Consider the following 26162-nt stretch of genomic DNA (forward strand, 5'->3'; position numbering starts at 1 on the left):
ATCCTGGCGTCTTCCGGGTTCACCACGTAATAACGTATACTGTGGTTTACAGATATGGATATCATCCGAAGTGAACCATTCGGGCGATGGCTTCGCAGGCTGAAGGATCGGCGAGCGAAGGCTCGAATCTTGATGCGGCTCGATCGCCTTGCGCTGGGAAACCCCGGCGATGTGAGACCGATCGGGAGCGGCCTGAGTGAGTTGCGTGTCGACGTTGGACCGGGCTACCGCATTTATTTCATGCAAAAGGGCCAGGCCCTGATTGTCTTGTTATGTGGCGGCGATAAACGCTCTCAGAAAAGGGATATCCTGCGAGCGCATTTGATCGCGCGAGAATGGGAACAGTTGCACAATGCCTGAAAAATTCAGCCCGCATGAGACTGCGGACTTCCTGGACACAGAGGAAGATATTCGCCTGTACCTGGAAGCTTGCCAGGAAGACGGTGATCCGAAACTCATTGCCATGGCTTTGGGAAACATTGCCAAAGCGCGGAATATGACCCAGTTGGCCGAGGAAGCGGGACTGACACGCGCCGGCCTGTACAAGGCACTTTCGCCAGATGGTAATCCGAGCTTCGCAACCGTCTCACGTGTTGCGCATGCCCTTGGCTTACGAATCAGCCTCCAGCCTCTTTCCCAGAATTCGACGTCGCAGCCCGGTACCTGAAAATCGCTTGGAGTAGCTGCATACGCCCACTCAGCGTCCGCTTCAGGCGCGGCGACCGTGATTGCTAGACAGCGTCAACTTCGAGAATCAACGGCACATGATCGCTGTCTGTTAGCCAATGGTGGAACGGCTCGACGCGGAACCCTTGAACAGAGAGCTGATCGCCGACAAAGCAATAGTCGATGTGAAACGGCTTTTCCGGGTTCTTGGTGTGAAGAAATGTGGGCTGCTGTTCCTCACCGAAGGCGTCGCCAGTATCCGAGTGATAGACGCTACGCATACCCAGCGCGGAACAGGTTTTGACGATATCGGCGAAGTTGTACTGACCGCGGGCCGTATCCCATTTCAAATTATTGTTGAAATCTCCGACCACCAGACTTGGGCCAGCGCCAAGCCAGTCTGACAGTTCGACGATCACCTCACGGGCATTACCGGTGCGAGCATCGCCGAACTTCTGCGCGCGAAAATTGAAGGCCCAGACGGCCAGGAGCCTGAGATTCAATCCGGGCAGTTCGATGGGCAGGAAATATGTCCAGGCTGGACTTTCCAATCCACAAACCCGTGATTTGCTGTCGCGACAGAGTACGCCCAGGCCCTTCCTCGGATTGTCACCTCGCCAGTGAAAAGTAAATCCCTCGGGGACGTCGAGGTCACGCTCGCATTCCTGGACCACTGCGACGTCGGGCTTGAGTTCCGAAAGCTTCGACAGTTTCCTGCCAAGCTGATTGTTACAGTTCCAACTGATGATTCGGGTCACAGCGTTCATGGCTCGCGCACACCTGCGGCAGCATCTTGGAAGGCATTGAGCTGATCGATGAACGGTATCGGCAGCCTTCGCCGGGCCTCGTTCTCCAGTTTCGCCGGTACACCGCCATACAAGGCCTCGGCGATGCTGCCGGTGATCGCAGCCAGCGTATCAGCGTCACCGTTGATGGCCACGGCGTTGCGGATGGCATCCTCGAAATCGGTCGAGGCCAGAAAGCAGATCAGGGCCTCGGGGATAGTACCCTGGCAGGTCTCGTTGTAGTGGTAGGTCTCGTAGAGGGTCTGCATGCTGCGGTCGAGATCGTAGCCGAAGTCCTGACCGATGCGCTGGCGGATGGTGTCACGGTCGGCGCCGCGGCGTGCCAGGAAAATTGCCAGCGCGGTGGCACGGGCGCCCTTGATGCCCTCCGGATGGTTGTGGGTGACCTCGGCGGTTCGTGTTGCCTCCTCCAGAACCTGCCGCTCGTCGTCGAAATACCAAGCCACCGGACTTACCCGCATGGCCGAGCCATTGCCGAGACTGTTGTACGGCGACAGGTCCGGCGACTCGCACCATTTCATGAACCGGAGCCCCCAGGACTGGTGCGGCTCGGCCTGGAAGGCCTTGCGATAGAGCAAGGCATAGGACTCGCCGGTCTGCAGCCCGCGCGCCGTCATCAGCGTGAGCAGCGTGTCGTCGGTGTAGTGGCTGTCCTGGCGGAACAGTTCGAAATCCTTGTCGGCTACCCGACTGAATTCATACGGCGATCCGATGATATCGCCAACAATGGCTCCCAGCATGCAAGGCCTCCCCGATTGCGGTGAAGCGCGCAGTCTGCCCGAGGCCCGCGACAGATTACGTCGGATGCCAAAACGACAGGATCTGTCGGCATCAACCCATAGGCTGCCTCCTCAACCATGGAGGCACACCATGCCAGCAAGAAACCATCGCACCATCCGTACCAGCCAGACCAGTCCCCTTCGCATTGCTGCCGTCGATACCGCCGATGGCGGCGTCATCGGCATGACCTTTTGTCCGGGCAAGGTTGGCCCCGGACACAACTGCTTCTGGGAACGGGACGTCGCTGAGGACCTGGAGGCAATCGCGGCCTGGCAGGCCGACCGGGTGATCACGCTGATGGAAGACCATGAACTGCAGGCCTACCAGGTCGCCGACCTGGGGTACCAGGTGCGAAAGCGCCTTGGCGACGATGCATGGTTGCACTTACCGATCCGCGACATGGATGTGCCGGACCCGCGGTTCGACGACCATTGGGAAAAGCAAGCGCCACGGCTTCATGCACTGCTGCGGGACAGCGGCCGCGTGCTTTTGCATTGCCTGGGCGGGCTGGGACGGACCGGCACCATCGCCGCCCGCCTGCTGGTGGAAACCGGAGTCGCCCCCACTGTTGCGATCCGCCGGGTGCGGCGGGCCCGCTGTGGCGCGATCGAACGAGACGTGCAGGAGACCTATGTCCGCGGCCTGCTGGACTGCCAGGCTGTCGTCGAGCGCATCAACGACAATCCCCACGCTGCCCGCCGGCTGGCGGACGGCCTGGCACAACTCGACCGACGCCTCTGGTCGAGGCAGGCGCTTTTCTGAACGTCAGACGAAACCAATCATCTGCCGGGGGGCATCGGGCTTGAGCTCCGACTCCCCGGCCAGCCCCTGTACCACTTCCTCCACCGACAAGGTCACGCCCAGGCGCTGGTGACGCCGGGCGATGGTGGCGAAGTCGCCGGGCGCCAGGTTTTCCAGACGATCCAGTCGCCGGCTCAGGCGTTGGGTCGAAAGCTCGTCCGGCCTGGTCCAGGCCCAGCGTCTGCAAGAGGTGCAGGAACAAACGCCAGCGGCGGTCCGGTTCCGGGTAGGCGAAAGTTACCTTGGCGTCGAAACGACGCAGTGCCGCGTGGTCGGTGGCGCTCAGATGATTGGTGGCGCAGAGAAACACGCCCTCGAAGTCCTCCATATTGGTCAGCAGCTCGTTGACCTGGGTGACTTCCCAGCTGGCGCGAGCGGTCTCGCGGGAGCGCAGCAGGCTGTCGGCCTCGTCCAGGAACAACACGGCACCGGTCTGCTCGGCCTCGCGGAACATCGCGCCAATGCGTTGCTCGGTCATGCCGACCAGCGGGCGCAGCAGGTCCGAGGCGCCCTGGCGCATCAGCGGACGGCCGAGGGCCTCGGCGAGGTGTCGGGCGAATGCGGTCTTGCCGGTGCCCGGGGGCCCATGCAGCAGCAGCGTACCGGCGCCACTGCGTTTGAGTCCGGCCATCAGCCGCGACAACTCCATATCGGCCTGCACCAAGTCTAGGGACCACGGCATCGGGCTTGCGGGCCTTTTCGGTAGACCACGTTCGCCCTGCAGTTCCATGTGGCGTGACAGCTGCTCGGTCATCAGGTCTTCCACGTCGGGACCTTCGGCACCGCCCTGGAGCAGGCCGGTTAGCTGCACCACCTGGCGCAGTTGGGCCGGGGTGACCATCGAAGCCGCAGCGATGCGCTCGCGCCACGATTCGGACACCGGTGCGTCACCGCAGCACCGGTCCACGATCCGTCGCCGGACCTCCCTGGGCGGATGACCGATCTCCAGCAGGAACTGGAACCGCCGGCGATGGGCGGCGTCGAGGCCGCGCAAGTCGTTGGCGATCCAGATGGTAGGGAGAGGGTTGGTCTCCAGCCGGTGGTGCAGCCAGGCCTTGCCGCCGGTGGTGCCGGGACGTCGGAATACCACTCGATCTCCGCCATCGCCGTAGGCATCCTCGATTTCGTCGAAGAGAACCAGCGTAGACTCCCGATTGGCCAGCACCCCCTGGCAGAGGTGCCAGGCCACCAGACGGTGCCGCGGCGGCAGGGCCTCGCCGGTATCGCTTTCGTGACTGATTTCCTTGAGCTCCAGGCCGGCCTCCGCCGCGACCAGGCGGGCGAACTCCGTTTTACCAGTGCCCGGCGGACCATAGAGCAACACGTTGACGCCGGACCGCCGCTCGGCGACGGCGATCCGCAGCAATGATTGCAGTTGATCGAACGCCGTTCGCAGATGCGGGATGTCATCGGGAGAGATGGTCGGGCGTGCCCCTTCGACGAAAAAGCCAGCGAAGGCGGCGTCGCTCATCGCACTTGAGCACAGCGCCCGCCGCAGGCCTGGAAGCAACTCAATCGAGATGCGGCCGTGGGGGCCGAAGCGCTCGTCAACGCTGACCAGACCCGTCCGCATCAGCGGACTGCGGGGAGAGAGTGCCTGCTCCACGGCCTGCGGATCCGCGCGTAGTACGGCCGCCAGGACCTGCTCGAGCCGGCCCCGAGAGCCCTGCAGCGCCATGCCCATCGCGTTTTCGAGAGACATGTGGACGGGGAGTTCCAGCAGGAATGTGACGAGTTCCCGCTCCACCGGCCCGAGACCCAGGCGTTGCACAAGGAAATCGATATTGCGGGCGGTCACCGCATCCGGTGCGATCTTGCGACGCTCCAGTCGGCGGAGTTTTTCCGTCATCTGTTCCCGCGCCCGTCGGGGCGTCATCAGGCGTTCCGACTTGTCATCCATCGGCAGGCCGCAGATCAAGGCGAGTTCATCGTCCTTGTAGCCGAGACGTCCGAACAGCTCCCGGTGGCCATTGGCGCGCAGCAGCAGCCGCAGGCACCAGCGCTGGATCATTGGATCGCGTTGGACGGTTTCGTCGAGATAGGGATGCAGACGTGGTTTGGGCATAAAGGGCTCCTGAGGTTGTCAGAAGCCAATGCTACGGGCCTGTGCGACAAATTCTGTCGGGTCAGCGGTCGCCGTCACCGATCATTGCCACCGAACAGGAAGCGGCACACGGCGCAGAGCAGCGGCCCAAGCACGAGGACCGTAAGGACGCCGAGTCCAAAGCTGATGACGTGATTGAGGATTTCCATGGACAACTCCCCTGTGTTCACTGCCCATTCTGCGGCGCACTGCGACAGCTCACGTCGCAGAAGCCATGCATGATGCGGTTATGACGAAAACCGTGCGACTTGAGGGAAACGTTTCACATGGCACATTGCGGTTCACCGTAAACCCCGACGCCCTCGGCGGCAGTGCGGTGCGCAATGCCCCAAAGCGACTGGCCATCACCGAACCTCGCCTGCGAGCCCTGGATGTTCGACAGAGTCCGGATCTTCGGCTTCTGGATCTGCAGCATTGCGCTCGTGGGCTGCACCTGAACCTGACAGACACACCGAATCTTCGGCATGTCCTCCTTCCACAAAGCGGACCGGGAGCGGTGATTCATCTGGACGCCAGCGAGCACCTACCGAGTCTCACGCTCAGCGGACGCATTGCGTCGGTGGACGCGTGTTTCACGCGATGTACCGGGAGACTGCAGGCCTGCGGGCCGGGACTCAATCGCGTCGTGATCGGCCAGCGGCTCGTTGCAGATGCGGACGCTGCAATCCTGCTGCACGCAACGCCAGCCGACCTGCGAAGCCTGCGGAGAGCAAGACAACTAAAACAGCTGGAGCTGCTTGGCTGTGCCCTGGGAGGCATCCAGGACTTTGGCAGCCCTCCGGAGCTTCACCGGTTACGGATTTTCGAAGGAACTCCCTGTCAGGTGATCATGGTGCCGCAAGGTTTAAAGCGTCTTGAGATCGAGGGGTTTGCCGACCTTACGGACATCATCGGTTCCGGCGCCTTCCTGCGGCTACGCGACTGCCGAACCAACAGACTCGACCTGCAAGATGACTGGCGGCGAGTGCTGGTCGACGGCGGGAACTATGAACGGCTGGAAGCCCAGCATGCGAAGGCGATCGAACTACGCGGCGTTGCCGTGACGGATTGCCTGAGGGTTGGCCGGGCCACACGACTCCGAATTTCCGGAGATTATCCGCGGCGGATCGATGGTGGCCGAGTCGATTTCCGAACCGGATCGGATCGAGCCATCAATCAACTGCTGCATGCCCGTTCCGATGGCCCGCTCGGCGGCGAACGCGAGTTGCACGACTTCTTCGGTCGGGCAGCAAACCGCATGGAATGCCTGCATCGCCTTTACATGCTGAAGCGGATGATCGGCAAGGCTTCACCGGAACGACTCTGGGAACTTCGCTGTATGACCCACGCCGCGCAGCAGCGCAGCCCCAGTCAGCCGCGTCCAGCGGTTACGGAGGCGGTTCGCTTCGCAGAAAACGCCTGGCGATGGGATTTTCCGAACGGCTTGGATTACGAAGGCTGGGCCGCAGACCTGGCACTGGCAGAGGCGATTTGCGACAGCCCCAGCATCGCCGGCATCCTGCAACGACTTGGCAAAGATGGCCAACTGCAGCCTGTCCGGGCACTCGGGAATCATATCCATGTAAGGACCCAGCAGGGGCAGCTTAATGCCGTGCCACCAACGTTTATTAAAGCCTTTCAGACTGGTCTTGATCTGTTGCTGGAGCGGTTTGCGCCTGATCCTTCCGAGCCAGTCCGCGCTGCCGACCTGCAGCCCATTCTCAATGCACTTGTCGCGTTGCATCGGCGCCAGCAGGCCAACAAGCTGAGACAACGGCTCCCTGCCTGGACCGCGGAAGAGGATCAGGTTGCCCTCCTCGATTACCTGGCAGCGCACGGCTTACAGGCGGCTCGGATCGACCTGATCGCGTTCGCGCAGCAAGCGAGGAATGAGCCGACTAGCCCCCAGATTGGCGAACAAGCATGGCGTGCGGCACTCGCACCGCCACGGAGCGCGGCTTTGGCTAACGGGACTCGCACCGCGGGGGCTGGAACCCTCAACAAGGGTAGCCGGAGCGCAAGGTGTCACGTAGCTTCATATTCAGGACGAAAAACGCAGAAAAGACAGGTGAAAAAAACAAATGACTGAAGAAGCTCAAAAACTGAAGAAACTGGTTTGCTCGCTTCGCCAACTGATCCGGGAAAGCGCGCTATCCGCTGAAACAATCCTGGAAAAAAGGAAGGAGCTCGAAAACATTCACAGTAAGTACAAGTTCGATGAGAAAGCTTACCCTGACCTGAAGCTCAACGGTAAAAGCCCATTCACCGGAGACGTACAGGTCGACAAAAATGAGCCACCACGCAGCCTGGCGGAGTTTTTCATCTGGAAACAGGGAGCATGGAAAAAATACCAGACGCTCAGGAATTATTTCAGCTCTGCGGGCGTCGAAATCTGTGATGACAAGATACGAGATAAAAAGTATATCGTCCACGCCGCATTTGCCAAACATTTGATGGACCCACGCGAAAACCCGATATTTGACCAGCACGCGCTACGCGCACTGTGGGCCATTGACCCAGGAATCGCGCCTGAAGAGCATGGTGTAATTGCCCATTTCCTTTTCAAAAAACCCGACAGCGATGAGGAACAATGGAAAGCAAACGGATCGGGAGAGTCCGCAGGAAAGTGTTATACGATTTTCAAGAGGCGCATCGGCAAAATATCGAACAAGAACAAGGTCTCACACGGAGAACTCGACAAGCTATTGATGCCTCTCGGAAGGGCCTTGAAGAATTTAACGGAAACTCGTCGAGAGTTTGAATCCCTGTCAGGTCGCCGTTGAGCTTGTATAGCACCATTTTGCCGGACGGCAGGCAGGCCGTCTGGCTACCGGATGACGCCGTACCTCTGATCACCGTCATGCGCCCCGGCAACGGTCCGCCCCAGCCTGCTCATCTGCACCAGACGGATATGCACTGCCAGCTCGGGCTGCAGTGGTTGCGCCTGGAGCACCTGGACGATGCCGGGACGGTCATCCGCCACACCATCCCGTGTCCCAATCCGGAGATCGCCCTGAACGCGCTGCTGGACTTTCTGGATGATGGACCAGTCGGGGTCGATTTTGCGGACTTGTTTTGTGTTTCCGTGGCCGCCGCCAGCGCAACCCAAAGCCATTTTTTCCACCTGGCCGGTATGAACTGGTCTGGCACCGCGCAGCGAACGCTTGCCCGGCCGGATCTGAAGGTCGTGCTGTGCGTCCTCTACGTCGACCTTTACGCAATCCCGTTCGTGCCGATTCTGGACGGCCTATACGAGGCACATGCATCCGCTCCGGGCGATGTCGGGTGCCTGCTTGTGGTTGGGGTACCAGAAAGTCGTCGCGCCGTGCCGCGCGGTACGGACGGCTGCGTGATCTTCGCATGGTCCTGATGCCCTAACCCTCAGGCTACGACAGACCCTGTCGCACGATTGCCCGATACTGACGCTCCAACAGCAACTGAGCGTCCCAATGATCTTCAAAAAGTATCCGGTAATGAGTAGCACCAACAGCCCACTTCGCATCCACGGCGTGGAGACAGCCGAGGGCGGAATCATCGGCATGACCCTGTGCCCGGGGAAGATCGGCCGGGGTCGCCGTTGTTATTGGAGACGGGATCTGGCTGCGGATCTCGCGGTGATTGCCGACTGGGGTGCAGAACGGATTATCACCCTGATGGAGGACCACGAACTCCTCACTTTCCAGGTCAGCGACATCGGCTATCGCACCGAGCGGCACCTTGGGCCCGATGCCTGGTTGCATCTGCCAATCGTGGACATGGATATACCCGACCAGCGCTTCGAGCAAGGTTGGAGCGATTGCAGAAAGGGCATTCACCAGGTTCTGGAGCGTGGCGGACGGATTCTGGTGCACTGCCTCGGCGGACTCGGTCGGACTGGCACGGTCGCCGCCCGAATTCTTGTCGAGACGGGAGTAATGCCGAACGACGCGATCCATCGCGTGCGCAGCGCGCGACCCGGTGCGATCGAACGCGAAACCCAAGCGCATTACGTGGACGGTCTGCTCGACCCGAGCGGCTGATCGCGCAGATTAGACGAGACGACTATCGGAGCGGCGGGCGGATTCGCGGATTCCGACACGACTGTGGATACTGGCGGATGCAGTCAGGGGGCAAGGCGCAATGACCGACGGAACCGTTCAAATCTTCACGTCCAGCGACGGCCAGGCAAGGCTGGAGGTGACGCTCGACCGTGAGACGGTCTGGCTGAGTCAGGCGCAGATGGGGCAGCTTTTCGGCACTACCTCCGAGAACGTCCTGATGCATCTGCGAAACGTATTCAATGACGAGGAACTCGCTGAGCAGGCAACTACTAAGGAATTCTTAGTAGTTCGCGAGGAAGGCGCACGAAAGGTCCGACGGCGCATCAAACATTACAACCTCGACGCCATTATATCCGTTGGCTATCGAGTCAGTTCCAAACGCGCCACGCAGTTCCGCCAGTGGGCGACCCAGGTCCTTAAGGAGCATTTGGTCAACGGCTACACGCTCAACCAGCAACGCCTTGCCGAGCGCGGCATCGAGTTTGAACAGGCGGTCAGTCTGCTCAGCCGCACCCTCACCAATCAGGGCCTTGTTTCCGGTCCGGGCGAAGCGGTTGCCGGCGTAATCAGCGACTATGCCCGCTCCTGGAGCCTGCTGCAGGGCTATGATGAACGAGACCCGCGAGCGGGACTCCTAACAGCTAACCCGCAAGCGCCGCCAGGCGCTCCCGGTCCGGATCCGCATCGGTTAGTCGCTTCGACCCTCGCGCAACGTTGAGCTGCATTGCGGCACACGACTCCACGGCTTTTCTGACCTTATATCCTTATTGATATAAACACCGAATGGACAGATCAAACCTGTCTCGGCAAGCCATCTCTCCGCACGGTGGGCGCCATCATCGGTGAAGGATCGATCGATGTCATCGCTGCAGGGATCATGTTCTGCCGACGGCCTCACTCATGTCCGCTTTGATGTTCGCTTGGCACGTCGCGTAACAGACTGTTTCGTCAGCCTTATCGGACACTCCACGAGATCCCCTCCCCTCTTTTATGTCCGCTCCCATGTCCGCTTTTTGCAGGCGGTGAGCCAGCTTGAGACTTCTCCGACCAGTGTGTTGGTTTATATAAAATTAAAAAAACGGCTTTAAATGCTTTTACTGGAGATGAAAACAAACTCCTGCTGGTTTACTATGTCTGTCAAAACAGGATTATATCGCCGCTTTCAACAATGAAAATAAACCAATTGTTACGTGAAATCCCATATGGCGCTGTCGTCACGACAGCGTGGCTGGGTGTCCGTGGCGTAAGTACTGACCAGGCGCGGAAGCTGACCCGTAGCGGCTGGTTACGACGTGTCGGACATGGCGCGTACTGCCGCGCCGGGGACTCCCTGACCTGGGAAAGCGCCGTTTTTGCCCTGCAGGCATCGTCTGGAAGCAGAGCGGTGCCGATCTGGCCAGGGGGGCAAACCGCGCTGTCGCTGCACGGGTTCAATCATTACCTGGCGCTGGGGTTCTCTACTCGGCACATCTTCGGCGGCGCAGGAGCGCGCCTACCTCGCTGGTTTCGCCTCGCCGAATGGACTGCTGAAACCAACCTCCATACCGTCACTGCGCTCCCGGCCGAGCTCCCCGACAGCTTTGCCGACCATGCGCCAGCCAACAAGGGATTCACGCTTCAGATCTCCACACCCGAGCGGGCCGTGCTTGAGTGGATCACCGTGGCGCCGGACGAACTACTTTTCGGAAGCGCTCTGGTCGACACGTTTAGCGGTCTCAACACCCTGCGGCCCCGACGCCTACAGGTGTTTCTGGAAGCATGTCGTTCCGTGCGGACAAAGCGCGCCTTCCTTGTCCTGGCACGACACGCTGGCCACAACTGGTACGGACGACTTGATCCGACGCGTCTGGACCTCGGGCAGGGAAAGCGGCAACTCTACCCCGGTGGCAGGCTGGACCGGGAGTTTCAAGTGACAGTCCCCGAGGAGTTCGCCCGTGGCGTTTGACGACCGCTATCACGAGCAGGTGCGGCTCCTGGTCTCTGTCCTGCCCTTTCTGAATGACGAGCCATGTTTCGCCCTGAAGGGCGGCACAGCCATCAATCTTTTCATGCAGCCATTCCCGCGCCTTTCGATCGATATTGATCTTGTGTATCTGCCGCTGGAATCACGCAATGATGCACTGAAAAACAGTCGCCGCGCGCTTGCGCGTTTGGCCGCTGCCGTAACTACCCGTGTGCCGGATGCCAGAGCCGAGTTGCAGGTCAATCGCCCGGATGAACTGCGCGTTCTGGTGCGCAACAGCCGAGGCCAGATCAAGATCGAAGTATCGCCGGTCATGCGCGGGACGGTGCATCCACCCGAAATCCGTGATGTTGTCGAGGCCGTCGAAAATCTTTATGGCTTTGCGGCCGTTCAGGTGGTTTCTCTGCCGGATCTTTACGGCGGCAAGCTCTGTGCGGCGCTTGATCGCCAACACCCGCGGGACCTTTTTGACGTGAGAGGGCTGCTGGATGAGCGTGGCCTGGACCGCTCTGTCTTTGAGGGGTTTCTGGTCTATCTGCTCTGCCATCCAAGACCGATTAACGAAGTCATCAACCCTCGCTTGAAAGCGATCGATACCGTCTATCGAGAGGAATTCATCGGTATGACGAGGAATGACATACCGTTGTCGGTTCTGGAGAACACGCGCCTGGAACTGCGGAAGCAGTTAGGCCAGTTCCTCACAGAGATCGACGTCCGCTTCCTGTTATCGTTCAAGCAGGGAAATCCGGACTGGTCCCTTTCTCCCATTCCCGGCATCGAGCGGTTACCTGCCGTTCGATGGAAGCTTTACAACATAAAGGCAATGCCCAGTGAAAAACGCCGCGAAGGATGGTTTCGACTGCAGCAAGCACTTGAGGAAACACTGATTCATTCGCGCGCCTGAGCCCTGGGCAGGTTTCGGCTGCAGAATGACTGCGCCTTGCCTCGAAAAAATGCCGACTCCAACTCAGGGCGCGAATCAATTAAGTGTTTCTTTAAAGATCCCCGAACGCCACAACCTTGCCGCTGCGGAACCAGACCACGCGGGGCCAGTCGCCACGGCGGGCGGTGTAGAAACGCTCGGTGACATTGATGCCCTGGGAGGTGATCTTCTGGCTGTCGGTCCAGCGGACACGGGTGGTGCCGCTGGCGCGCTCGACTTCGGCGCGGGTCATGCAGCGCATGATGTTGCCGGCGCGTACCGCACGCTCAATCGCCCGGTCGCTGGGGCAGCTGTCCACACCCGGCGCGGTGCGATCGGGCCGCGGGGCCTGGCCACGCTGGGAGCCGGACGGTTCTGGTTCTGGCGCCGGGGCGACTGCGGGGGCCGCCCGCCTAGGTGGTGGCACAAGCGGAGCCTCGATGGACCGGTACTGGAGATCCATCGGCTGGCTGTCGTCACCACAGGGCTGCTGGTTGAACAGGGGTTCGCCGGCATCCCCCGTGCATTGATACATCTGCGCGTGGGCCTGGCCACTCAGCAGGACACCAGCAAGTAACAGGACAAGGCGGATCATTTGGGGCCTCCAGAAACGCCCGACTAGCGCAGCAGCGCCCGCGGGCCGGGGTTCAGCGTGTCCTCGATCTGGACAAGCCGTTGCTGTCCAAGCAGGTCCTGCAGCGGCGACTGCATCCGTTCCCGCGCCTGGGCGGTGAAACGAATGAAGCCGATGCCGTGCAGGGCGCGGTTCATGGCTTCGTCCACAGGCAGTGGGGCCTCCCGGACGACGGTATTGAGCAGGCACTGCATCAGTTCCCGGGCGTGGACATGGTCCAGTTGCCGCTCGGCATCGGGCAGCTCGGACCAGTCGCGGTAAGGCGGCGCGCGACGTTGCTGTTCAGTCGCAAGGAAATCGCCATCCCGATGGATACCGCCCTGCTCCATTAATTGCTGCAACAGGCCCTCGACGCGGGCGCGGATACGGGAGCCGGTGCGGCTAACGCGCAGATGCCGGCCGGCATGCTCGATCCGCTTCTGCCGGCCATGCCGGTCCCGTTCGCCGACGCGTAACAGACCCATGAACCGGCTTCAGTCCCCGCCCGGTGGCTGGTGCGGACTGCGGTAGCCCGGCTCCACCGTGTATTTCAGCCGACCGTCGCGGTCGCGCACCTCGGTGGTACCGCCGATGCCCTCGGTGGTGTAGCCGATGATGCGGCCGTCGGCATCCCGGATCGTGGGCTGGCCGTAGTGCGGCGGCACGGTACCGCAGGCCGCCAGCAGGCAGGCCAGCCCGATTGCTGTCGCGGCCTTGGCCATATCCCCTCCTCCCGCTTGGTTTGCAGCGCTCAATATGACGATGCCGTGCGACATCAGGTGTCGCTGGTGGGCAGAAACAGCCGCTGATCCCACCAGACCGGCTCCGCAGTACGGACCTCGATCTGTTCGAAGTCCGCATGCTCCGGGTTGATGATGACATCAGGGAAACACTGACTTATTCCCACGCCTGCGTTGGAGTCCGCATTTTTTCCGAGGCAAGGCGCGCTGCGCAGCGCCGCAGTCATTCTGCGGTCAAGCAGCGCAACACAGCATTCGGGAAAAATGCGGCCCAACCCGAAGGGCCCGGCCGGTTTTGGTCCCTGGCGGTGTTGCGCTACCGGCCCGGTAGCTACGGCTACCGAACCGGCACCGCGCCTTGCCAGATGACCAAAACCGGTCTCGGGCGCGGGCGCGGGAATAAATCAGTGTTTCCCTAGGTTCGATCCGTGCCACGAATGACGGAACGAACAGCACCGCGGTGCGTTTTTCTGCCGCCCATTGAACACCGTACTCGCGAGCGGAGCCGCAGTCCGGGGCTGCCCAGTCGGGCAAGTGTTCCGGGCTGACGATCTCGTAATCCAGCCCGTGGGGCAGACTGATCTGAATGAAGTGTTGATCCGGCGGCATCAGGCCATTGGCGTGGGCGAGCTTTTCCAGCATGGCGGTGGAGTAGTGCTCGCTGGCGTAGATGACCGGTGTGTCGGCGTCGTTCCAGCAGCCCGGGTAGATGGTCGAGCCCGTGGCATCGAAAATCGAAAACTCCCCGTGGGGATCCCCGATCCGATAGGCCGTTCGGGGTCGATCAAGCCGTCGTGGGGTCAAGCAGCCGACCCGTATTTCAGCCGGCCCAGTATTTCCACCACAGCTTCCGCGCCGTAGCCCGTCACAATTGCCACATCCAGCGGAACGCGCCCATCCAGCATTGGATGAGGCCGGGTAAGGAACGTCCGCGCCATGCCCTCGTCCCTGTAGACGTCGATCGCCATGGCCCAGACCCGCGCGATGCGGGCTAGGCGTTCGCTCTCGTTTCGGTTCAGTGACTCGCGCTTCCTCCGACGGCGCAGCAGCGTCTGCTTGGGAATGACCAGCGTCGAGAAATCCCGGGAACCCGGTGCGACGACCCGGTGGACATGCTCAATGGCGCGCAGCGGCAGGCCGTCTGCAATACGCTGACTGAACGCGAAGCCCGTGTAACCACCACGGATGTCATCCAGCCCGAGGACCGCAGCCATCTGCTGGATCTCGCTACCCTGGATCATCTCATCGCCCCGAATCGCACCCTCTGGTCCGTATTATAGAACCACATGATTGCCCTTCTGCACTTCCGGAAAAATCCCTAAGCCCGCTCGGTCTCCAACGCCTGTAGCCTCGACCGCAAATAACGAAAACCAATGCGCTCCTGCTCCAGTCGAAGCCGCTCACCTAAGACGTTGTCTCTCAGGTCCACGTACAGTGACTGCTCCTCCGCGGTGAGCTGGCTGAGTTCCCCGGTAACGCGTTTTTCCTTGTCCTCGCATCCCCATAACGCGCGATGTGTATTGAGGGTCATTCGGTCCATCAGCAGCGAGCGAGCCTGCGGTATTTGGGTTCGCAGCCGGTGGAGCATGTCGAAGCCGTAGGTATCGATATCCCCCGAGTAATAAACTTCCACGTCCTGAAGCCAGTCCACCCGCGCCAGCCGCTTCAGCCCGTACCCCAGGCCGAAGATAACCAGACTGTCCGGGTGCGCTGGGAAGACTAGGCCATTGATCTCATTCTCGGTGATGAAGACCCGGCGTACCGGCAGCCGCAGCGCCGCGAACTGATTGATGGGGACGGACAGATCGCTCATTCCCTGAACGTAAAGCGCCGGGTCCAATAGCCGGAAACGCACCAGCGCCGGTTTTTCCCGCAGACCGTAGCGCCGCTCGAAGCCACGGGCGCCGGTAGCCGCTGGGTCGATGGCGGCCTCTGGGAGCACGGCGTCCAGCAATTCCACGAACAACTTTCGCCTGGCTTCAATAAACTTGGTATCGACCCCTTGGATGTCCAATTGCCGAAGGTAAATGCCGGGCCGGGGATGGGCGCGGAACCAGTCCAGTACCGCCAGCACCCGAAGCCAGGCTTCGGCCTCGGCCAGCACCTGCAGGGGCCGTCGCGCCAGCCAATCGGTCAGTTGCGGGAAGCGGCGCAAGGTCTCGTTGGCCAGGGCCTGGAAGCGCTCCGCCTCCTGCGTCTTGCCAATCAGGCGCAGGCCATCTGCCTCGCTGGGCACCATGGCACCGTCCGGCAGGTCGTTGGCCCCGTGCACCCGGTGGTTCACCCGTCGCCAGGTGATCTCGTAGCCGTAACCCCGGGCCTCCCGGCTTCCCGCCTGCAGTTGTTGCACCCAGGCCCGCACGGCGGCGAAGTCGCCGGCAAGGTCGCGCGAGCCGGGCCGTCGCAACCGTAGCCGGTGGGGAAACAACGCCTCCCCCCGCACCGTCGCGGCCAGCCAGTCGCCCCGCTCCCACAGGCTCAGCAACTGCCCGCGCAATTCATCGTGGGTGGTCCAGCTCATGGGGCGATCCGTTGCCGGGCAGCCTTCTCGGCCTGGTATTCCTCGATGGTGAGGTTGCGCAGCATCGACTCCCGCCCTTCCACGTTGTGTACAAAGCCGACGCTGGCCACAAACGGCTCGATGATGTGGATCTTCTGCAGCGGCGTGACGACCAGCAGTTGCAGGTTGAGCCGACGGAACAGTTCAAGCCCGTAGCGGGCGGATTCGTCCGAGCCACGGCCGAAGGCCTCGTCGATCACCACGAAGCGGAACGACCGCGAGCGGGTCTCGCCCCATTCCAGCCCGAACTGGTAGGCGAGGCTCGCCGCCAGCACGGTATAGGCGAGCTTTTCCTTCTGCCCGCCGGACTTGCCGCCGGAGTCGGTGTAGTGCTCATACTCGCTGTCGTCCTCGCGCCAGCGCTCGGAGGCCGAAAACACGAACCAGTTGCGCACGTCGGTCACCTTGCGGGTCCAGCGCCGGTCCAGCTCCGTGGTGCCGTCACGGCCGCGAAAGCGCTCGATGATGGCCTTTACCTGCAGGAACTTGGCCTCGGAGTACTGATCGCCGTCAGAGCCGGTGACCGCGCCTTCCGTGCAGGCGCGCAGGCTCTGCTGGAAATCGCGGATTTCCGGGTCGGTCGCGGTTTCCGCCAGCAGGGTGATGTAGCGGTTGTCGTTGTAGTCGATCTCGCGCAGGGAGCGGTTGATGGTGCCGATGCGCTCGACAATGGCCTGGCGCTCGCGATGCAGGCGGCTCTGGAACGCCGCCACCTCGCGGATGGTGTTTTCGTTCAGCAGTTCCTTGAAGCGGGCCTCGAAGCGGGGCAGATCATCGGCCTGGAGCTGATCCAGCATGGTACGGTAGTCGCCGGCCGACTCGATGCTGACATCCACCTCCTGGCTGTCCAGCGGCCAGGCATCCTGGTAGCGGCGCATGGCGTCGATGATGCGGTCGCGCAGGTCCTTCAGGCGGCGGTCGACGGCGTCGATAGCGCGCTGCAGCCAGTCCCGCATGTCCTTTTCCCGGTTGTCGCAGGACTCCACCGTGAGGGTGTGCTCGCCCAGGGCCTTGTCGCGCATCACGGCGAGGCGGGGGAAGTAGCGCTGTTGCGCCGTCTCGGGTGTTGCCGCCAGCAGGGTGCGGCAGTCCTGCTGCTGCGCCTCGGCCTGCTCCCGCTTCAGCTCGACGGTGCTGCGCTGGCCGTAGGCGTCACGCTCCTCGGTCTCCGTGGCGGCAATCGCGTCTTCCAGTTCGCGCAGTTGCCCCTCCAGCGCCCGCAGCACGTCGGACCCCTCGGCCAGTTCCCGGTATTCCCGGTTCAGGGCCTCGATGTCCGCCGCCAGCAGCCGCCAGTCCAGGGCCTGAAAATCCCGGAACAGGGACAGCTCCTGGATGCTGTCGCGGCGGGTGTCCTGATCGCGCTGTTCCTGCTGCCACTGGCTGATGCGCCCGGCGATGTCGTGCATGCGCCGGGCGATGCCCTCGGCATACGCTTCAAGGGCAGCGATCTTGGCCTCGTTACTCCAGCCGAGCACATAGCGCGCACGGTCGTCGATGCGGTGGCGGTCGTCCTTCTCGTGGCGACCGCCGCCGGCCTTGATCTGCCCGGCGCGGGTAATGGCGCGCTTCTCCCGGCGGAACTGCTGCAAATCGGTGCAGCAGGCATAGTCGAAGCGGCGAGCGAGCTCCTGCTCCAGCCAGCCGTAGAAGGCTGACTCCGGACGCACCGCCAGCTTGCGCACCAGCGATTGCGGCTGCAGTTGCGGCGGCGGGGCGTCGCGGGCTTCGCGCACCCGGTAGTACACTAGGCGGCCGCGCAGGTGGGTGCGGTCGACCCACTCGGCCACCCGGGCGTAGTGGTCGTCGGGCACCAGCAGCGACAGGCCGACGTTGTGCAGCACCCGCTCGATGGCGCCTTCCCAGTCGCGCTCATCATCCCGCACCTGCAGCAGCTCACCGACGAAAGGCACCGCCTCGGCGGGGACATCCAGCGCCTGGCAGAGCGCCTCGCGGATGGCGAGCATGGCCGCGGGAATGTTCGACCGGCGGCCGCGAAGGGACTCCAGCTCGGTCTCCAGTTCTTGATGACGGCCCTTCTGCTGGTGCAGATCCACGCTGGCTTCGGTAATGAGACTCTGCAGCTCGCCACGCGCCGCCTCAGTGGCCTCGCGGGCCCGGCCGAGGGCCTCGCGATTGGCCTGGAATGCGTCAACGCTGGTTGCGTCGGGCAGGTCCAGACCATGAGCCAGCGCCCGGTAGCGCTCGGCCTGGGCCCGTCGCTCGGCCTTTTCCCGCTCCTTGCGCTCGCGCTCGGCCTTGATGCGTTCGAGCCGGTCGCCGCCGTTGTCGGCAATGGCCTGCTTCAATTCGTCGCGTTGGGCGCGTTGCTCGGTGAGCCGGGCGCTCAGGCCCTGGATGCGCTGCTGCAGGCGTTCATGTTCATCACGCAGATTGTCCAGCCGCCGCGCCAGCAGTTCGCTCTTTAACAGGGCAAACCAGGGCCGCAGGGCCTCGCGGCAGTGGCGTAGCTCGTCGGCGCGGCTGGCCCGCTGGTCGTGCTCGTCGGCGTCGCGCACCAGGGGCGCAAGCTGTTCCACCTGCGCCTTCGCCTTCAGCACGGCCTCGTGGGCCCGGTTGAGGTCATCGAAGTGGCGGATCAGCCCGTCGATGCGCTCCTCCACCGGGAAGGCCTCCAGCATGTGACCGCGCACGAACTCGGTGAGATTGCCTACCGACTTCATCGACACCGTCTGGTTGAACAGCTCCAGCGCCTGGTCGTTGTCGATACCGAAGCGGCGTCGGAAAGCGCCACCGTAGGGGGGAAAGGTGTCATGCAATTCCACGTGGGGCAGCTCACGCAGGCGTTTGCGCAGGGTGGCGAGATCGCTGCCGAAGTTGGCGAAGTGCTCGGCGATGTTCAATTCGCGGTCCGCCACCAGGAAAAACCGCGCCGGCTGCCCCTGGGCATCCTTCACCCAGAACACCTGCGCCAGGGTGACATCCTGGGCGAAGCCTTCGTTGTGGAAGTGCCCGAGTATGACGGAATAGCTGCTGTGGTCGCGCAGCCCCACGGGCTTGCTGGCAAGCCCCGTATCGCTGCGCTCGGACTTGTAATAGCCCAGCACGTAGGAGCGCAGGCTGCGCTCCCTGGCCTCGGCACCGGCGGCCTTGTTGTAGGTGATGCGCTGGGCCGGCACCAGCAGCGTGGTAACGGCATCCACCAAGGTGGACTTGCCCGAGCCGATGTCGCCGGTGAGCAGGCAGTTGTCGCCCCCGGGCCGCAGCGACCAGACACGGTTGTGAAACGTGCCCCAGTTGTACACCTCGAGGCGATCCAGGCGAAAGCCGGTGCGCTCGTCGGAGGCGGCGAATTCCAGCCCTTGCAGGTCCATGCTCAGCCCTCCGCCCCGGTGGCGCTGTCAGCGTGCTCGCGGTAGTCCGCCAGGCGCTGGTCGAACTCAGCCAGCCACTGGGCATCGACATAGCCCTTGATGATACGGCGGACCTCGTAGTGGTTGTCCTGCCCGCGCAGGCGGCGCAGGAAGCCGAGCTCGACCACCTTGTTGATGTCGGCGTGCACCCGATCCACCAGCTTGGCCTCGTTGGCGCCGGCGGGCAGAAAGACACGGATCAGCTCCACGATCTGCTCCCGCGACAGGATCAGCCGCGGATCACCGCCGCCGGCATCGTGCTCCACCAGCTTCTTGCGCAGCAGGGCCAGCAGCAGGCTGACGGGGTAGCTGAGCTGCCGGCGCGGCACCAGCCGGGGCAGCTCCGGCTCGCCCTCCGCGGGCGCGCGCTGACGCAGGCAGGCATGGCCCTCGGCCTCGTCCAGCAGCAGCTCCAGCCCCAACACGGCCACGTGATCCCGCACCCGGGCCTGGTGGTCGTGTAGCACCTGCCAGTAGCGGGGGTTCTGGTCCTTGTACAGCACACCCTTGAACAGGGTGATCAGCATGGCGGAGAACGCGCCTTCCTCTTCACTCATGGGCTCAACGACTGAATATGACCCGGGGTAGCGTGGCGCTGCGGGGAACGCCCTGGCGATCGTGCCAGTATACGGTCTGCTGGTCGCTTTCATCGATGACGCTGCGATGGTCGTCCGCCGCCAGGGCGAGATAGGCCACCAGCTCGGCCAGCCCCTGCTCCAGCGGATGCTGTTCAAGCAACCCGCTCAGACTCACCTGCTCGCGGGTCTGCAAGGCCTGGCGGATGCGCGCCTGCAGCAGGGCGCGATCCACAAAGGCCTGCTCGAACAGCGCACCGGCGTCGCCGTCGGCCTCGCCCTCCTCCAGCACCTGCTGGGCGATGTGCGGCGTCATCGGCGGGCTGTAGAGCGGCCGCTCCATGGGCAGTTCCACCCGGGGCGCGGGCTCATCAAGACGCATGGCCAGATCCCGGGGTGGTGATTCCCGAAGCGCCAGCGCATGCTGCTCCAGGTCGCGGATCAGGCCCATGATGCGGCGGTTCTCAAGCCAGGCCTGGTCGTCGATATAGCGGCGCAACTGCTCCGAGAGCCGCGCCACCACCCGCTGTGTGTGTTCACCGGCGGCCAGCCAATCGTAGTGGATACGGCCCAGGGCCGGGTCGGGGTCGAGTTCGGCCACCGGGGCCAGGGCCAGGGTGCGCGCCAGCAACTCGCTCAGCTCCTCCTGCCGGGAGGGAGACATGAGCAAATCCCAGAAGGCGCGGAAGCTGCGGCCCTGGTCGGAGTCGGCAATGCGGTCATGCTCGCCGAACACCTGGTCGAGCACATCGCCCTTGCCGCCCTCCCAGGTGGCCACCTGCTCGCGCACCTGGCGGTCCAGCCTGCGGAAATTCGCCTCCACCTGGCGGAAGTCGCCCAACAGCCCGCGCGCCGTGTCGGCCATCTGCAGAAAACGCTCGCGCAGACGGGTGGGGTCCATCAGGTTCAGATGGCCGGCGCGCACATCCTCGATCTCGCGCTCGATGGCTTCGCGCCGGGTTTCCAGGTCGCGCAGACGGGCTTCCGGGTCGGTCTCGGCGCCGTCCACGATCTGTTGCAGCAAATCGAACACCAGCGTGAGGCGCGATTCGGCGCCAATGAAGTGGGGCTGCTCAAGCCCGGTCAACCAACGGATGGCCTGCTCGGTGGCGGGGGTGAGATCGAAGTGGGGCTCGTCGCTGTGCTGCGGATAATACTTACGCAACCAACCGCGCTCGTTAGCGGCCCAGTCCGCTAGGTATTCGCAGGCAGCGCGCGGGAAAACAGCCGCATCTACCTGAATCCGCAAGGTGTAGAGGTAATCTTCCAGCGCGTTTTCGAGTTCTGACGCGGGGAGGGCACGTGCGTTCGGTTTGACAAAGCAACGGTGGAAAAACGCAATAATCATCGGGGCATTGTCAGCTTGTAATAGCCGCCAACCCGGATGCAACCGACGTAAACTTTGGAGGCTCTTAAACTCCATAAAACCTGCCCGATTTACCCTGCAGTCGTTGAATGTGCTGCCACAAACCACCAATAAATATAGTCAGCCGTTATAGCGAGCCGCCGCCTGCGTCAGGGTGTCCGCCACCCACTGCCGGAGTGCGGCGGGCTCCAGCACCTCAACCTGCTCACCGAAACCGAGCAGCCACCAGCCGAGCTGATTGGTGTGCAGCAGGCGGGCCGAGATCTGCACCCAGCCATCGCCATCCGGTTCGATGCGCTGATCCTCGCTCAGCGGCGATTCGGCCAGGTGTTTGGCCGGCTCGGCGGCCATGCGGATGCGGAGCTGGATGGGGCCCTCGGGAAAATCCAGCGGCTGCTGCTCGAGGTAGTCCCCGGCCGAAAATCCGGGCAATGGGGTCAGCGGAGTGTCCAGTAACTCGGGATTGCGCATGCGGTGCAGCACCAGATGCAGCACATCGTCATAGTCCTCCAGCGTCGCCAAGAGGTAGATCACCCCTTCGCGAAGCACGACGGCCCGCGGACTGACCAGCCGGCGGTGCCAACCGTGGTCACTGCGGCGCTGATAATCGACGCGGAACTGCCGTTCGCGCAATAAGGCCTCGTAGACAACGGCCAGCACCTCCTGGGGGACCTCCGGCGCAAGCAGGCGTTGACCGCGATGCTGGACATGAACCTTCTCCGGCCAGCCGGCCACCACGGCCGGGGCCTCGCTCAACACACGGGCTGCCTGATCGAAATGCGGTTGCAAGGCCTCCAGCGTACTCGGCGCCATCAACGGCGTCAGAAACCGCCTGGCCAGCGAGAAGCTGAGCGCCGTCTGCGGATCCATGCCGGGAATGTCCATGACCGAGGCGTCCTCGGACCAGCACCAGCCATATGGTCGATTGCGCTCGTCCGAGCGCAGCGGAAAGAGCGAACCGGAAAGTTTCTGCAAATCCCGCTGGATGGTGCGCTCGGTGACCTCGTAGCCCTGGGCGTTCAACCGGCTCGCGAGGTCCTGGACGCTGATCTTGCGCGGCGCCCGGGGGATCAACTGCAGCATCGTCCAGTGACGCAGCATGGTGTCAGCCATAATCAGGTGTCCTGCCTGTTGCCTGTCGTGCCTCCCCGCAGCCTGCCGGCTCGTAACGGCGAAAACCAGTCCAAGGACGCTCAGCCAGGGCTAAGCGACTGCCTGACACCATCAGGTGTGGCTGCGACAGACCCCGTCGCGACACCGGGGATACTGGTAGCAGGGAGGTAACGCCATGTCCGAACCATCATCGTCATCAAGACGATCCGGAATTTCTGCTCGGGACTCGTTCCGGGACGTTCCATACGCCTTGCTGGTGCTGACCCTATTGCTGTGGAACGGGTCAGCTTTTGGCGGATCGCCAGAACATGTGGCCAACTCGCCTGGCACGTCCCCGGCGGTGGAACACTCGTCGGAAACCCTGCTGGTCACGGGCGGACGGTGCTACAGCAACGTGGAATGCGGCGGTGGCGTGTGCCGGTCGGGGCAATGCACGACGGCGGGCGGGCGCTGTTATTCCAACGCAGAATGTGCGGGTGGCACCTGTCGCAGCGGTGTCTGCACCAGTGCCGGTGGCCGTTGCTACAGCAATAGCGAATGCCCGGGCGGCATCTGCCGTTCCGGTAGCTGCACCACGGCCGGCGCCCGCTGCTATTCGGACAGCGAATGCGCCGGCGGACGCTGCCGGTCCGGGCAATGCACAACCGCTGGCGGTCCATGCTACGCCAACAGCGAATGCGGCGGCGGCGTCTGCCGCAGCGGCCAATGCACGACGGCGGGCGGTAGGTGCTATGCGGACGCGGAGTGCCCGAACGGCCGCTGCCGCTCGGGACGTTGCACGTCTCGTTGACCGCCTCCCCGGACGCTGCACAATCCGTTAGGTCTCAACGCAGGACTCAGAGCCCCGTCGATACCGACGCCCACCGCGGATTCAGCGCATCACAAAAAGCACCAGCCCCGGCACCAGGTTCAACAGAAAGATGCCTAGCTTGTAGCCCGCCATGCTGCCGTAATGGATGGCGTCGAATTGTGAGCGGCTCAGTGCGAACCATCGACCGTGGAATCTGAACATCCAGTCATGGGCCAGGGCAAAGATCAGAAACCACCAAAGCAGCACGCCGTAATTGACCAGTGCACTCCAAAGCAACAGATCGCGCAGGACTTCGGCGGTCATGGTTTTCCTCCTCTTGCGCGTTCCGGAAGTGTTATCCAGCGTAGCGAAGCCGAGACGCTACCGCTCAGGCGGCAGCGGGGCCGCTATCACTGCGCGGGGTGTCGGCAGCGGGCGGGCGAAACATGCGCCGGTAGTCACGCGGAGCGACGCCGGTGCGGCGCCGGAACAACTGACGGAAGAACGAGGCATCCTCGTAGCCGACGGCGGCACTGATGGCATCGACCGCCATCGACGATTGCTCCAGCAACTCCTTGGCACGCTCGACACGCAGGTCCTGCAGGCGGCCGGTGAGGCTGCTTCCGGTGGCGGCCCGGAAGCGGCGCTTGAGGGTTCGCACGGGAATACCCGCGTCGCGGACCGCGGTGGCCAACACCTCCGGCTCCGCATGGTGGGCTTGCAGGAAATCCTCGACGCGGCGAATCACGGCATCACCATGAGGGCTGTGCCGCACTAGCGGGGTGTATGGCAGTTGGCCCTCGTCATGCCATTTCAGGAGATAGACCTTGGCAATGCGCAGGGCCTCGGCCGGGCTGATGTGTCGGGCGATGATGTGCAAGGCCAGGTCATGCCAGGACGTGGTGCCACCGGCGGTGACAACCCGTCCCGCCGGATCGGCGAATGCCAGGCTGGGCTCGGGGCGAAAACGGATGCGCGGATACTGCTGGCGAAACAGGTCCGCATAGCCCCAGTGCGAGGTGGCGTCACAGCCATCGAGCAGACCCGTTTCCGCCAGCAGAATGGCGCCGGAACAGGCCGAGTACAGGTGGGCGCCGCGACGGTGGCTACGGCGCAGCCAGTCAACGATTTCCGGGTGGCGTCCGGTCAGGGATGCGTCGGGTTCGAGCCAGACCTCCGGGACGATGATGAGATCGGCGACCGGGTCATCACGCACGCTGGCGCTGGGCCGCACCGGAATGTCGTTGCCGCAGGCAAAAGGCTCCAGCGACGTTGCGACGATGCCGGGCCGAAGCACCGCGGGCCGTGGTTGCTCGCGCAGCAATGTCTGCCAGAGGCCGCCGGCAGCCGACAACACATCAAGCAACCCGTACAGGGCCGAGCCGGCAGTCTCGGGAACGGCTACCAGCAGGACCCGCAGGGCGCGACCCGACTGCTGGGGCATGGCATCGCCCTCATTTCGTGGCACGAAGGCCCCGTTTGCGGCCCCTGCGCCGCTTACCCGCCCCGGCGCACGGGCCTAACGTGATCCCTGTCATCCAGACGAAACCGCGCGGATGACCCTGGAAACCAGCCGAGGATCACGACCATGAACACCCAGACTGAAGCAGTCGCAACCACCAACCATGTCAACGGCGTCGACGTCATGGCGCTCAGCGACACCATCCAGGCCGTCCGGCAGGATCCGGGGCTCGCCGAGTTCCGCTTCCGGGCCAGCAACCGCTGGATCGACTGCGGCCACAACCGCTCCACCGTCCAGGCCTTCCACGGCTGCCGGCAGGAAGACGGCAGTCGGGACGGACCATTCGTGCTGGACGCCGACGAACCGGCCGTCCTGCTTGGCAAGGACAATGGCGCCAACCCGGTCGAGTACGTCCTGCACGCCCTCGCCGCCTGCCTGACCACAAGTATCGTCTATCACGCCGCCGCGCGCGGGATCGCGATTCGGGGCGTGGAGTCCCGCCTGGAGGGGGAGCTGGACCTACAGGGATTTCTGGGGCTGTCGGATACGGTGCGGCCGGGTTACCGGAAGGTCCGGGTCGACATGCGTGTCGCCAGTGACGCACCGGCCGACACCCTGCGCGAGCTGGCCCGCTTCTCGCCGGTGTACGACATCGTGTCGAAATCGGTTCCGGTGGAGCTGACCGTGTCCTGCGAATGAGCAGTGCGAAGGAGAAACGGCCGCTGGTACCCGTGGATCGGGTACCGGCGGCCAAGCTTCCAGGCCCATTATTCGTTACGCTGATTACCGTCATAGACCGTGCCGGGCGGAATCATATGTGCGGACGCTACGCGCTTCATTCGGCGACAGAGGCCATCGCCGCAGCCATGGGGATGAAGCCCCCTACTGCCGATGACGCGCCGCGCTACAACATTCCTCCGGGCACCCGCCCCCCGAACGTCAACTGCCGCTCTGGTAAGCGCGCCATCGAGCATTTCCTTTGGGGTTTCAGGCCGGGCTGGGCGAACGACGATGCACCGCGGCCGATCAATGCGCGGGCCGAAAAGGTCGCCGAGAGCCCCTATTTTCGGAGCGCCTTCGCCAGGCACCGCTGCCTGGTACCGGCGAACGGCTGGTTCGAGTGGAAACGCGACGGAACGACCAAAATCCCGTATTACCTGGGCCACCGGGAAGGCGTCCTGCTGTTCTTTGCCGGGCTTTTCGACCCGGGTGGCGAGGAGGCAGGGCCCTCGTTCGCCATCATCACCCATGCCGCGGCAGATGCCTTCAAGCCGATTCATGACCGGATGCCGCTGGTACTCGACCCCGCTTCCCGGGACGCCTGGCTGGACCCCGACCTGAACGACCGCGTGGCAATCCGGAAGGCGGTCCGCCCCCTGGACCCGGCGACCCTGTACGCCTATCCGGTCAGCAGTGCCGTGAACAAGCCGGCAAACGATTACGAGGAGTTGCTGGAACCGATCGGATGAGGCAGGGCTGATCGCGCGCGCGACCTTTCAAGCGTAGCG

The 26162-nt window shown here is 63.1% G+C and carries 28 protein-coding genes and 1 pseudogene; 12 read left to right on the forward strand and 17 right to left on the reverse strand.

Annotated elements, in window-relative coordinates:
- Positions 1-54: 54 nt before the first annotated feature.
- Positions 55-360 (forward strand): type II toxin-antitoxin system RelE/ParE family toxin, encoded by a 306-nt coding sequence (locus M0534_RS01415; RefSeq protein ID WP_248566619.1) that lies wholly within the window; start codon positions 55-57, stop codon positions 358-360.
- Positions 353-667 carry an addiction module antidote protein gene (locus M0534_RS01420; protein ID WP_248566620.1) on the forward strand — a complete coding sequence of 105 codons (315 nt, stop codon included), beginning with the start codon at positions 353-355 and terminating at the stop codon, positions 665-667. The genes M0534_RS01415 and M0534_RS01420 overlap by 8 nt, the downstream gene beginning before the upstream one ends.
- A 64-nt stretch (positions 668-731) precedes the next feature.
- Here M0534_RS01420 and M0534_RS01425 read toward each other — a convergent pair whose 3' ends face one another.
- Complete coding sequence (locus M0534_RS01425) at positions 732-1433, reverse strand: endonuclease/exonuclease/phosphatase family protein (protein ID WP_248566621.1); 702 nt, start codon at positions 1431-1433, stop codon at positions 732-734.
- Positions 1430-2212 carry an ADP-ribosylglycohydrolase family protein gene (locus tag M0534_RS01430; RefSeq protein WP_248566622.1) on the reverse strand — a complete coding sequence of 261 codons (783 nt, stop codon included), beginning with the start codon at positions 2210-2212 and terminating at the stop codon, positions 1430-1432. The genes M0534_RS01425 and M0534_RS01430 overlap by 4 nt, the downstream gene beginning before the upstream one ends.
- A 130-nt stretch (positions 2213-2342) precedes the next feature.
- Here M0534_RS01430 and M0534_RS01435 point away from each other — a divergent pair, with 130 nt between their 5' ends.
- Positions 2343-3014, forward strand: coding sequence for a phosphatase domain-containing protein (locus tag M0534_RS01435; RefSeq protein WP_248566623.1), 672 nt, complete (start codon positions 2343-2345; stop codon positions 3012-3014).
- On the opposite strand, the gene M0534_RS01440 is transcribed toward M0534_RS01435, so the two are convergent.
- Positions 2926-5118 carry an AAA family ATPase gene (locus M0534_RS01440; RefSeq protein ID WP_248566624.1) on the reverse strand — a complete coding sequence of 731 codons (2193 nt, stop codon included), beginning with the start codon at positions 5116-5118 and terminating at the stop codon, positions 2926-2928. The two genes, M0534_RS01435 and M0534_RS01440, sit on opposite strands and share 89 nt — an antisense overlap.
- Before the next feature lie 301 nt (positions 5119-5419).
- Entirely contained in the window at positions 5420-5623 is a 204-nt protein-coding gene (locus tag M0534_RS01445) for a hypothetical protein (protein WP_248566625.1), read from the reverse strand.
- A gap of 30 nt (positions 5624-5653) precedes the next feature.
- Between M0534_RS01445 and M0534_RS01450 the strand changes: the two genes are divergently transcribed.
- The 7 genes and pseudogenes from M0534_RS01450 (at position 5654) to M0534_RS01480 (ending at position 12043) form a co-directional block, all read left to right on the forward strand.
- Positions 5654-7225, forward strand: a complete 1572-nt coding sequence (locus tag M0534_RS01450) for a hypothetical protein (protein ID WP_248566626.1) — start codon at positions 5654-5656, stop codon at positions 7223-7225.
- Complete coding sequence (locus M0534_RS01455; RefSeq protein ID WP_248566627.1) at positions 7218-7919, forward strand: hypothetical protein; 702 nt, start codon at positions 7218-7220, stop codon at positions 7917-7919. The genes M0534_RS01450 and M0534_RS01455 overlap by 8 nt, the downstream gene beginning before the upstream one ends.
- Before the next feature lie 2 nt (positions 7920-7921).
- Positions 7922-8506: a hypothetical protein gene (locus M0534_RS01460; protein ID WP_248566628.1), complete on the forward strand. Its 585-nt coding sequence runs from the start codon at positions 7922-7924 to the stop codon at positions 8504-8506.
- 103 nt (positions 8507-8609) lie between these two features.
- Positions 8610-9155, forward strand: coding sequence for a phosphatase domain-containing putative toxin (locus tag M0534_RS01465; protein WP_248566629.1), 546 nt, complete (start codon positions 8610-8612; stop codon positions 9153-9155).
- 100 nt (positions 9156-9255) lie between these two features.
- Positions 9256-9828 (forward strand): annotated as a pseudogene (locus M0534_RS01470) (virulence RhuM family protein); the annotation flags it as partial.
- A gap of 516 nt (positions 9829-10344) precedes the next feature.
- Positions 10345-11121 (forward strand): type IV toxin-antitoxin system AbiEi family antitoxin domain-containing protein, encoded by a 777-nt coding sequence (locus tag M0534_RS01475; protein ID WP_248566630.1) that lies wholly within the window; start codon positions 10345-10347, stop codon positions 11119-11121.
- Positions 11111-12043, forward strand: a complete 933-nt coding sequence (locus M0534_RS01480; protein ID WP_248566631.1) for a nucleotidyl transferase AbiEii/AbiGii toxin family protein — start codon at positions 11111-11113, stop codon at positions 12041-12043. The genes M0534_RS01475 and M0534_RS01480 overlap by 11 nt, the downstream gene beginning before the upstream one ends.
- Before the next feature lie 91 nt (positions 12044-12134).
- Here the strand turns inward: M0534_RS01480 and M0534_RS01485 are convergent, their stop codons facing one another.
- The 13 genes from M0534_RS01485 to M0534_RS01540 all read right to left on the reverse strand — a co-directional run bounded on the left by M0534_RS01485 (position 12135) and on the right by M0534_RS01540 (position 24636).
- Positions 12135-12656, reverse strand: a complete 522-nt coding sequence (locus tag M0534_RS01485) for a hypothetical protein (protein ID WP_248566632.1) — start codon at positions 12654-12656, stop codon at positions 12135-12137.
- 23 nt (positions 12657-12679) lie between these two features.
- Complete coding sequence (locus M0534_RS01490) at positions 12680-13159, reverse strand: hypothetical protein (RefSeq protein WP_248566778.1); 480 nt, start codon at positions 13157-13159, stop codon at positions 12680-12682.
- 9 nt (positions 13160-13168) lie between these two features.
- Positions 13169-13396 (reverse strand): hypothetical protein, encoded by a 228-nt coding sequence (locus M0534_RS01495; RefSeq protein ID WP_248566633.1) that lies wholly within the window; start codon positions 13394-13396, stop codon positions 13169-13171.
- Positions 13397-13449: 53 nt separating this feature from the next.
- Positions 13450-13581, reverse strand: coding sequence for a hypothetical protein (locus M0534_RS13685; protein ID WP_282571222.1), 132 nt, complete (start codon positions 13579-13581; stop codon positions 13450-13452).
- Positions 13582-13648: 67 nt separating this feature from the next.
- Positions 13649-14218 (reverse strand): RES family NAD+ phosphorylase, encoded by a 570-nt coding sequence (locus M0534_RS01500; protein ID WP_248566634.1) that lies wholly within the window; start codon positions 14216-14218, stop codon positions 13649-13651.
- Positions 14215-14655, reverse strand: coding sequence for an antitoxin Xre/MbcA/ParS toxin-binding domain-containing protein (locus M0534_RS01505; protein ID WP_248566635.1), 441 nt, complete (start codon positions 14653-14655; stop codon positions 14215-14217). Before M0534_RS01505 ends, M0534_RS01500 begins: the two co-directional genes overlap by 4 nt.
- A gap of 77 nt (positions 14656-14732) precedes the next feature.
- Positions 14733-15935 (reverse strand): DUF3322 domain-containing protein, encoded by a 1203-nt coding sequence (locus M0534_RS01510; RefSeq protein WP_248566636.1) that lies wholly within the window; start codon positions 15933-15935, stop codon positions 14733-14735.
- Complete coding sequence (locus M0534_RS01515; RefSeq protein WP_248566637.1) at positions 15932-19309, reverse strand: ATP-binding protein; 3378 nt, start codon at positions 19307-19309, stop codon at positions 15932-15934. The genes M0534_RS01510 and M0534_RS01515 overlap by 4 nt, the downstream gene beginning before the upstream one ends.
- A gap of 2 nt (positions 19310-19311) precedes the next feature.
- Positions 19312-19905 carry a DUF4194 domain-containing protein gene (locus M0534_RS01520; protein ID WP_248566638.1) on the reverse strand — a complete coding sequence of 198 codons (594 nt, stop codon included), beginning with the start codon at positions 19903-19905 and terminating at the stop codon, positions 19312-19314.
- Positions 19906-19909: 4 nt separating this feature from the next.
- Positions 19910-21346: a DUF3375 domain-containing protein gene (locus M0534_RS01525; RefSeq protein WP_248566639.1), complete on the reverse strand. Its 1437-nt coding sequence runs from the start codon at positions 21344-21346 to the stop codon at positions 19910-19912.
- A gap of 63 nt (positions 21347-21409) precedes the next feature.
- Positions 21410-22402 (reverse strand): helix-turn-helix transcriptional regulator, encoded by a 993-nt coding sequence (locus M0534_RS01530; protein WP_248566640.1) that lies wholly within the window; start codon positions 22400-22402, stop codon positions 21410-21412.
- 871 nt (positions 22403-23273) lie between these two features.
- Complete coding sequence (locus M0534_RS01535; protein ID WP_248566641.1) at positions 23274-23516, reverse strand: DUF6868 family protein; 243 nt, start codon at positions 23514-23516, stop codon at positions 23274-23276.
- 64 nt (positions 23517-23580) lie between these two features.
- Positions 23581-24636, reverse strand: a complete 1056-nt coding sequence (locus tag M0534_RS01540; protein ID WP_248566642.1) for a GlxA family transcriptional regulator — start codon at positions 24634-24636, stop codon at positions 23581-23583.
- Between the two features lie 144 nt (positions 24637-24780).
- Here M0534_RS01540 and M0534_RS01545 point away from each other — a divergent pair, with 144 nt between their 5' ends.
- Together M0534_RS01545 and M0534_RS01550 are read left to right on the forward strand one after the other, a co-directional pair.
- A complete protein-coding gene (locus M0534_RS01545) occupies positions 24781-25353 on the forward strand; it encodes an OsmC family protein (protein ID WP_248566643.1) in 573 nt (190 codons plus the stop codon).
- Positions 25350-26123: an SOS response-associated peptidase gene (locus M0534_RS01550; protein WP_248566644.1), complete on the forward strand. Its 774-nt coding sequence runs from the start codon at positions 25350-25352 to the stop codon at positions 26121-26123. Before M0534_RS01545 ends, M0534_RS01550 begins: the two co-directional genes overlap by 4 nt.
- Positions 26124-26162: the final 39 nt, after the last annotated feature.

This window comes from Methylonatrum kenyense, assembly GCF_023195885.1.
Taxonomy (GTDB): Bacteria; Pseudomonadota; Gammaproteobacteria; order Nitrococcales; family Aquisalimonadaceae; genus Methylonatrum; species Methylonatrum kenyense.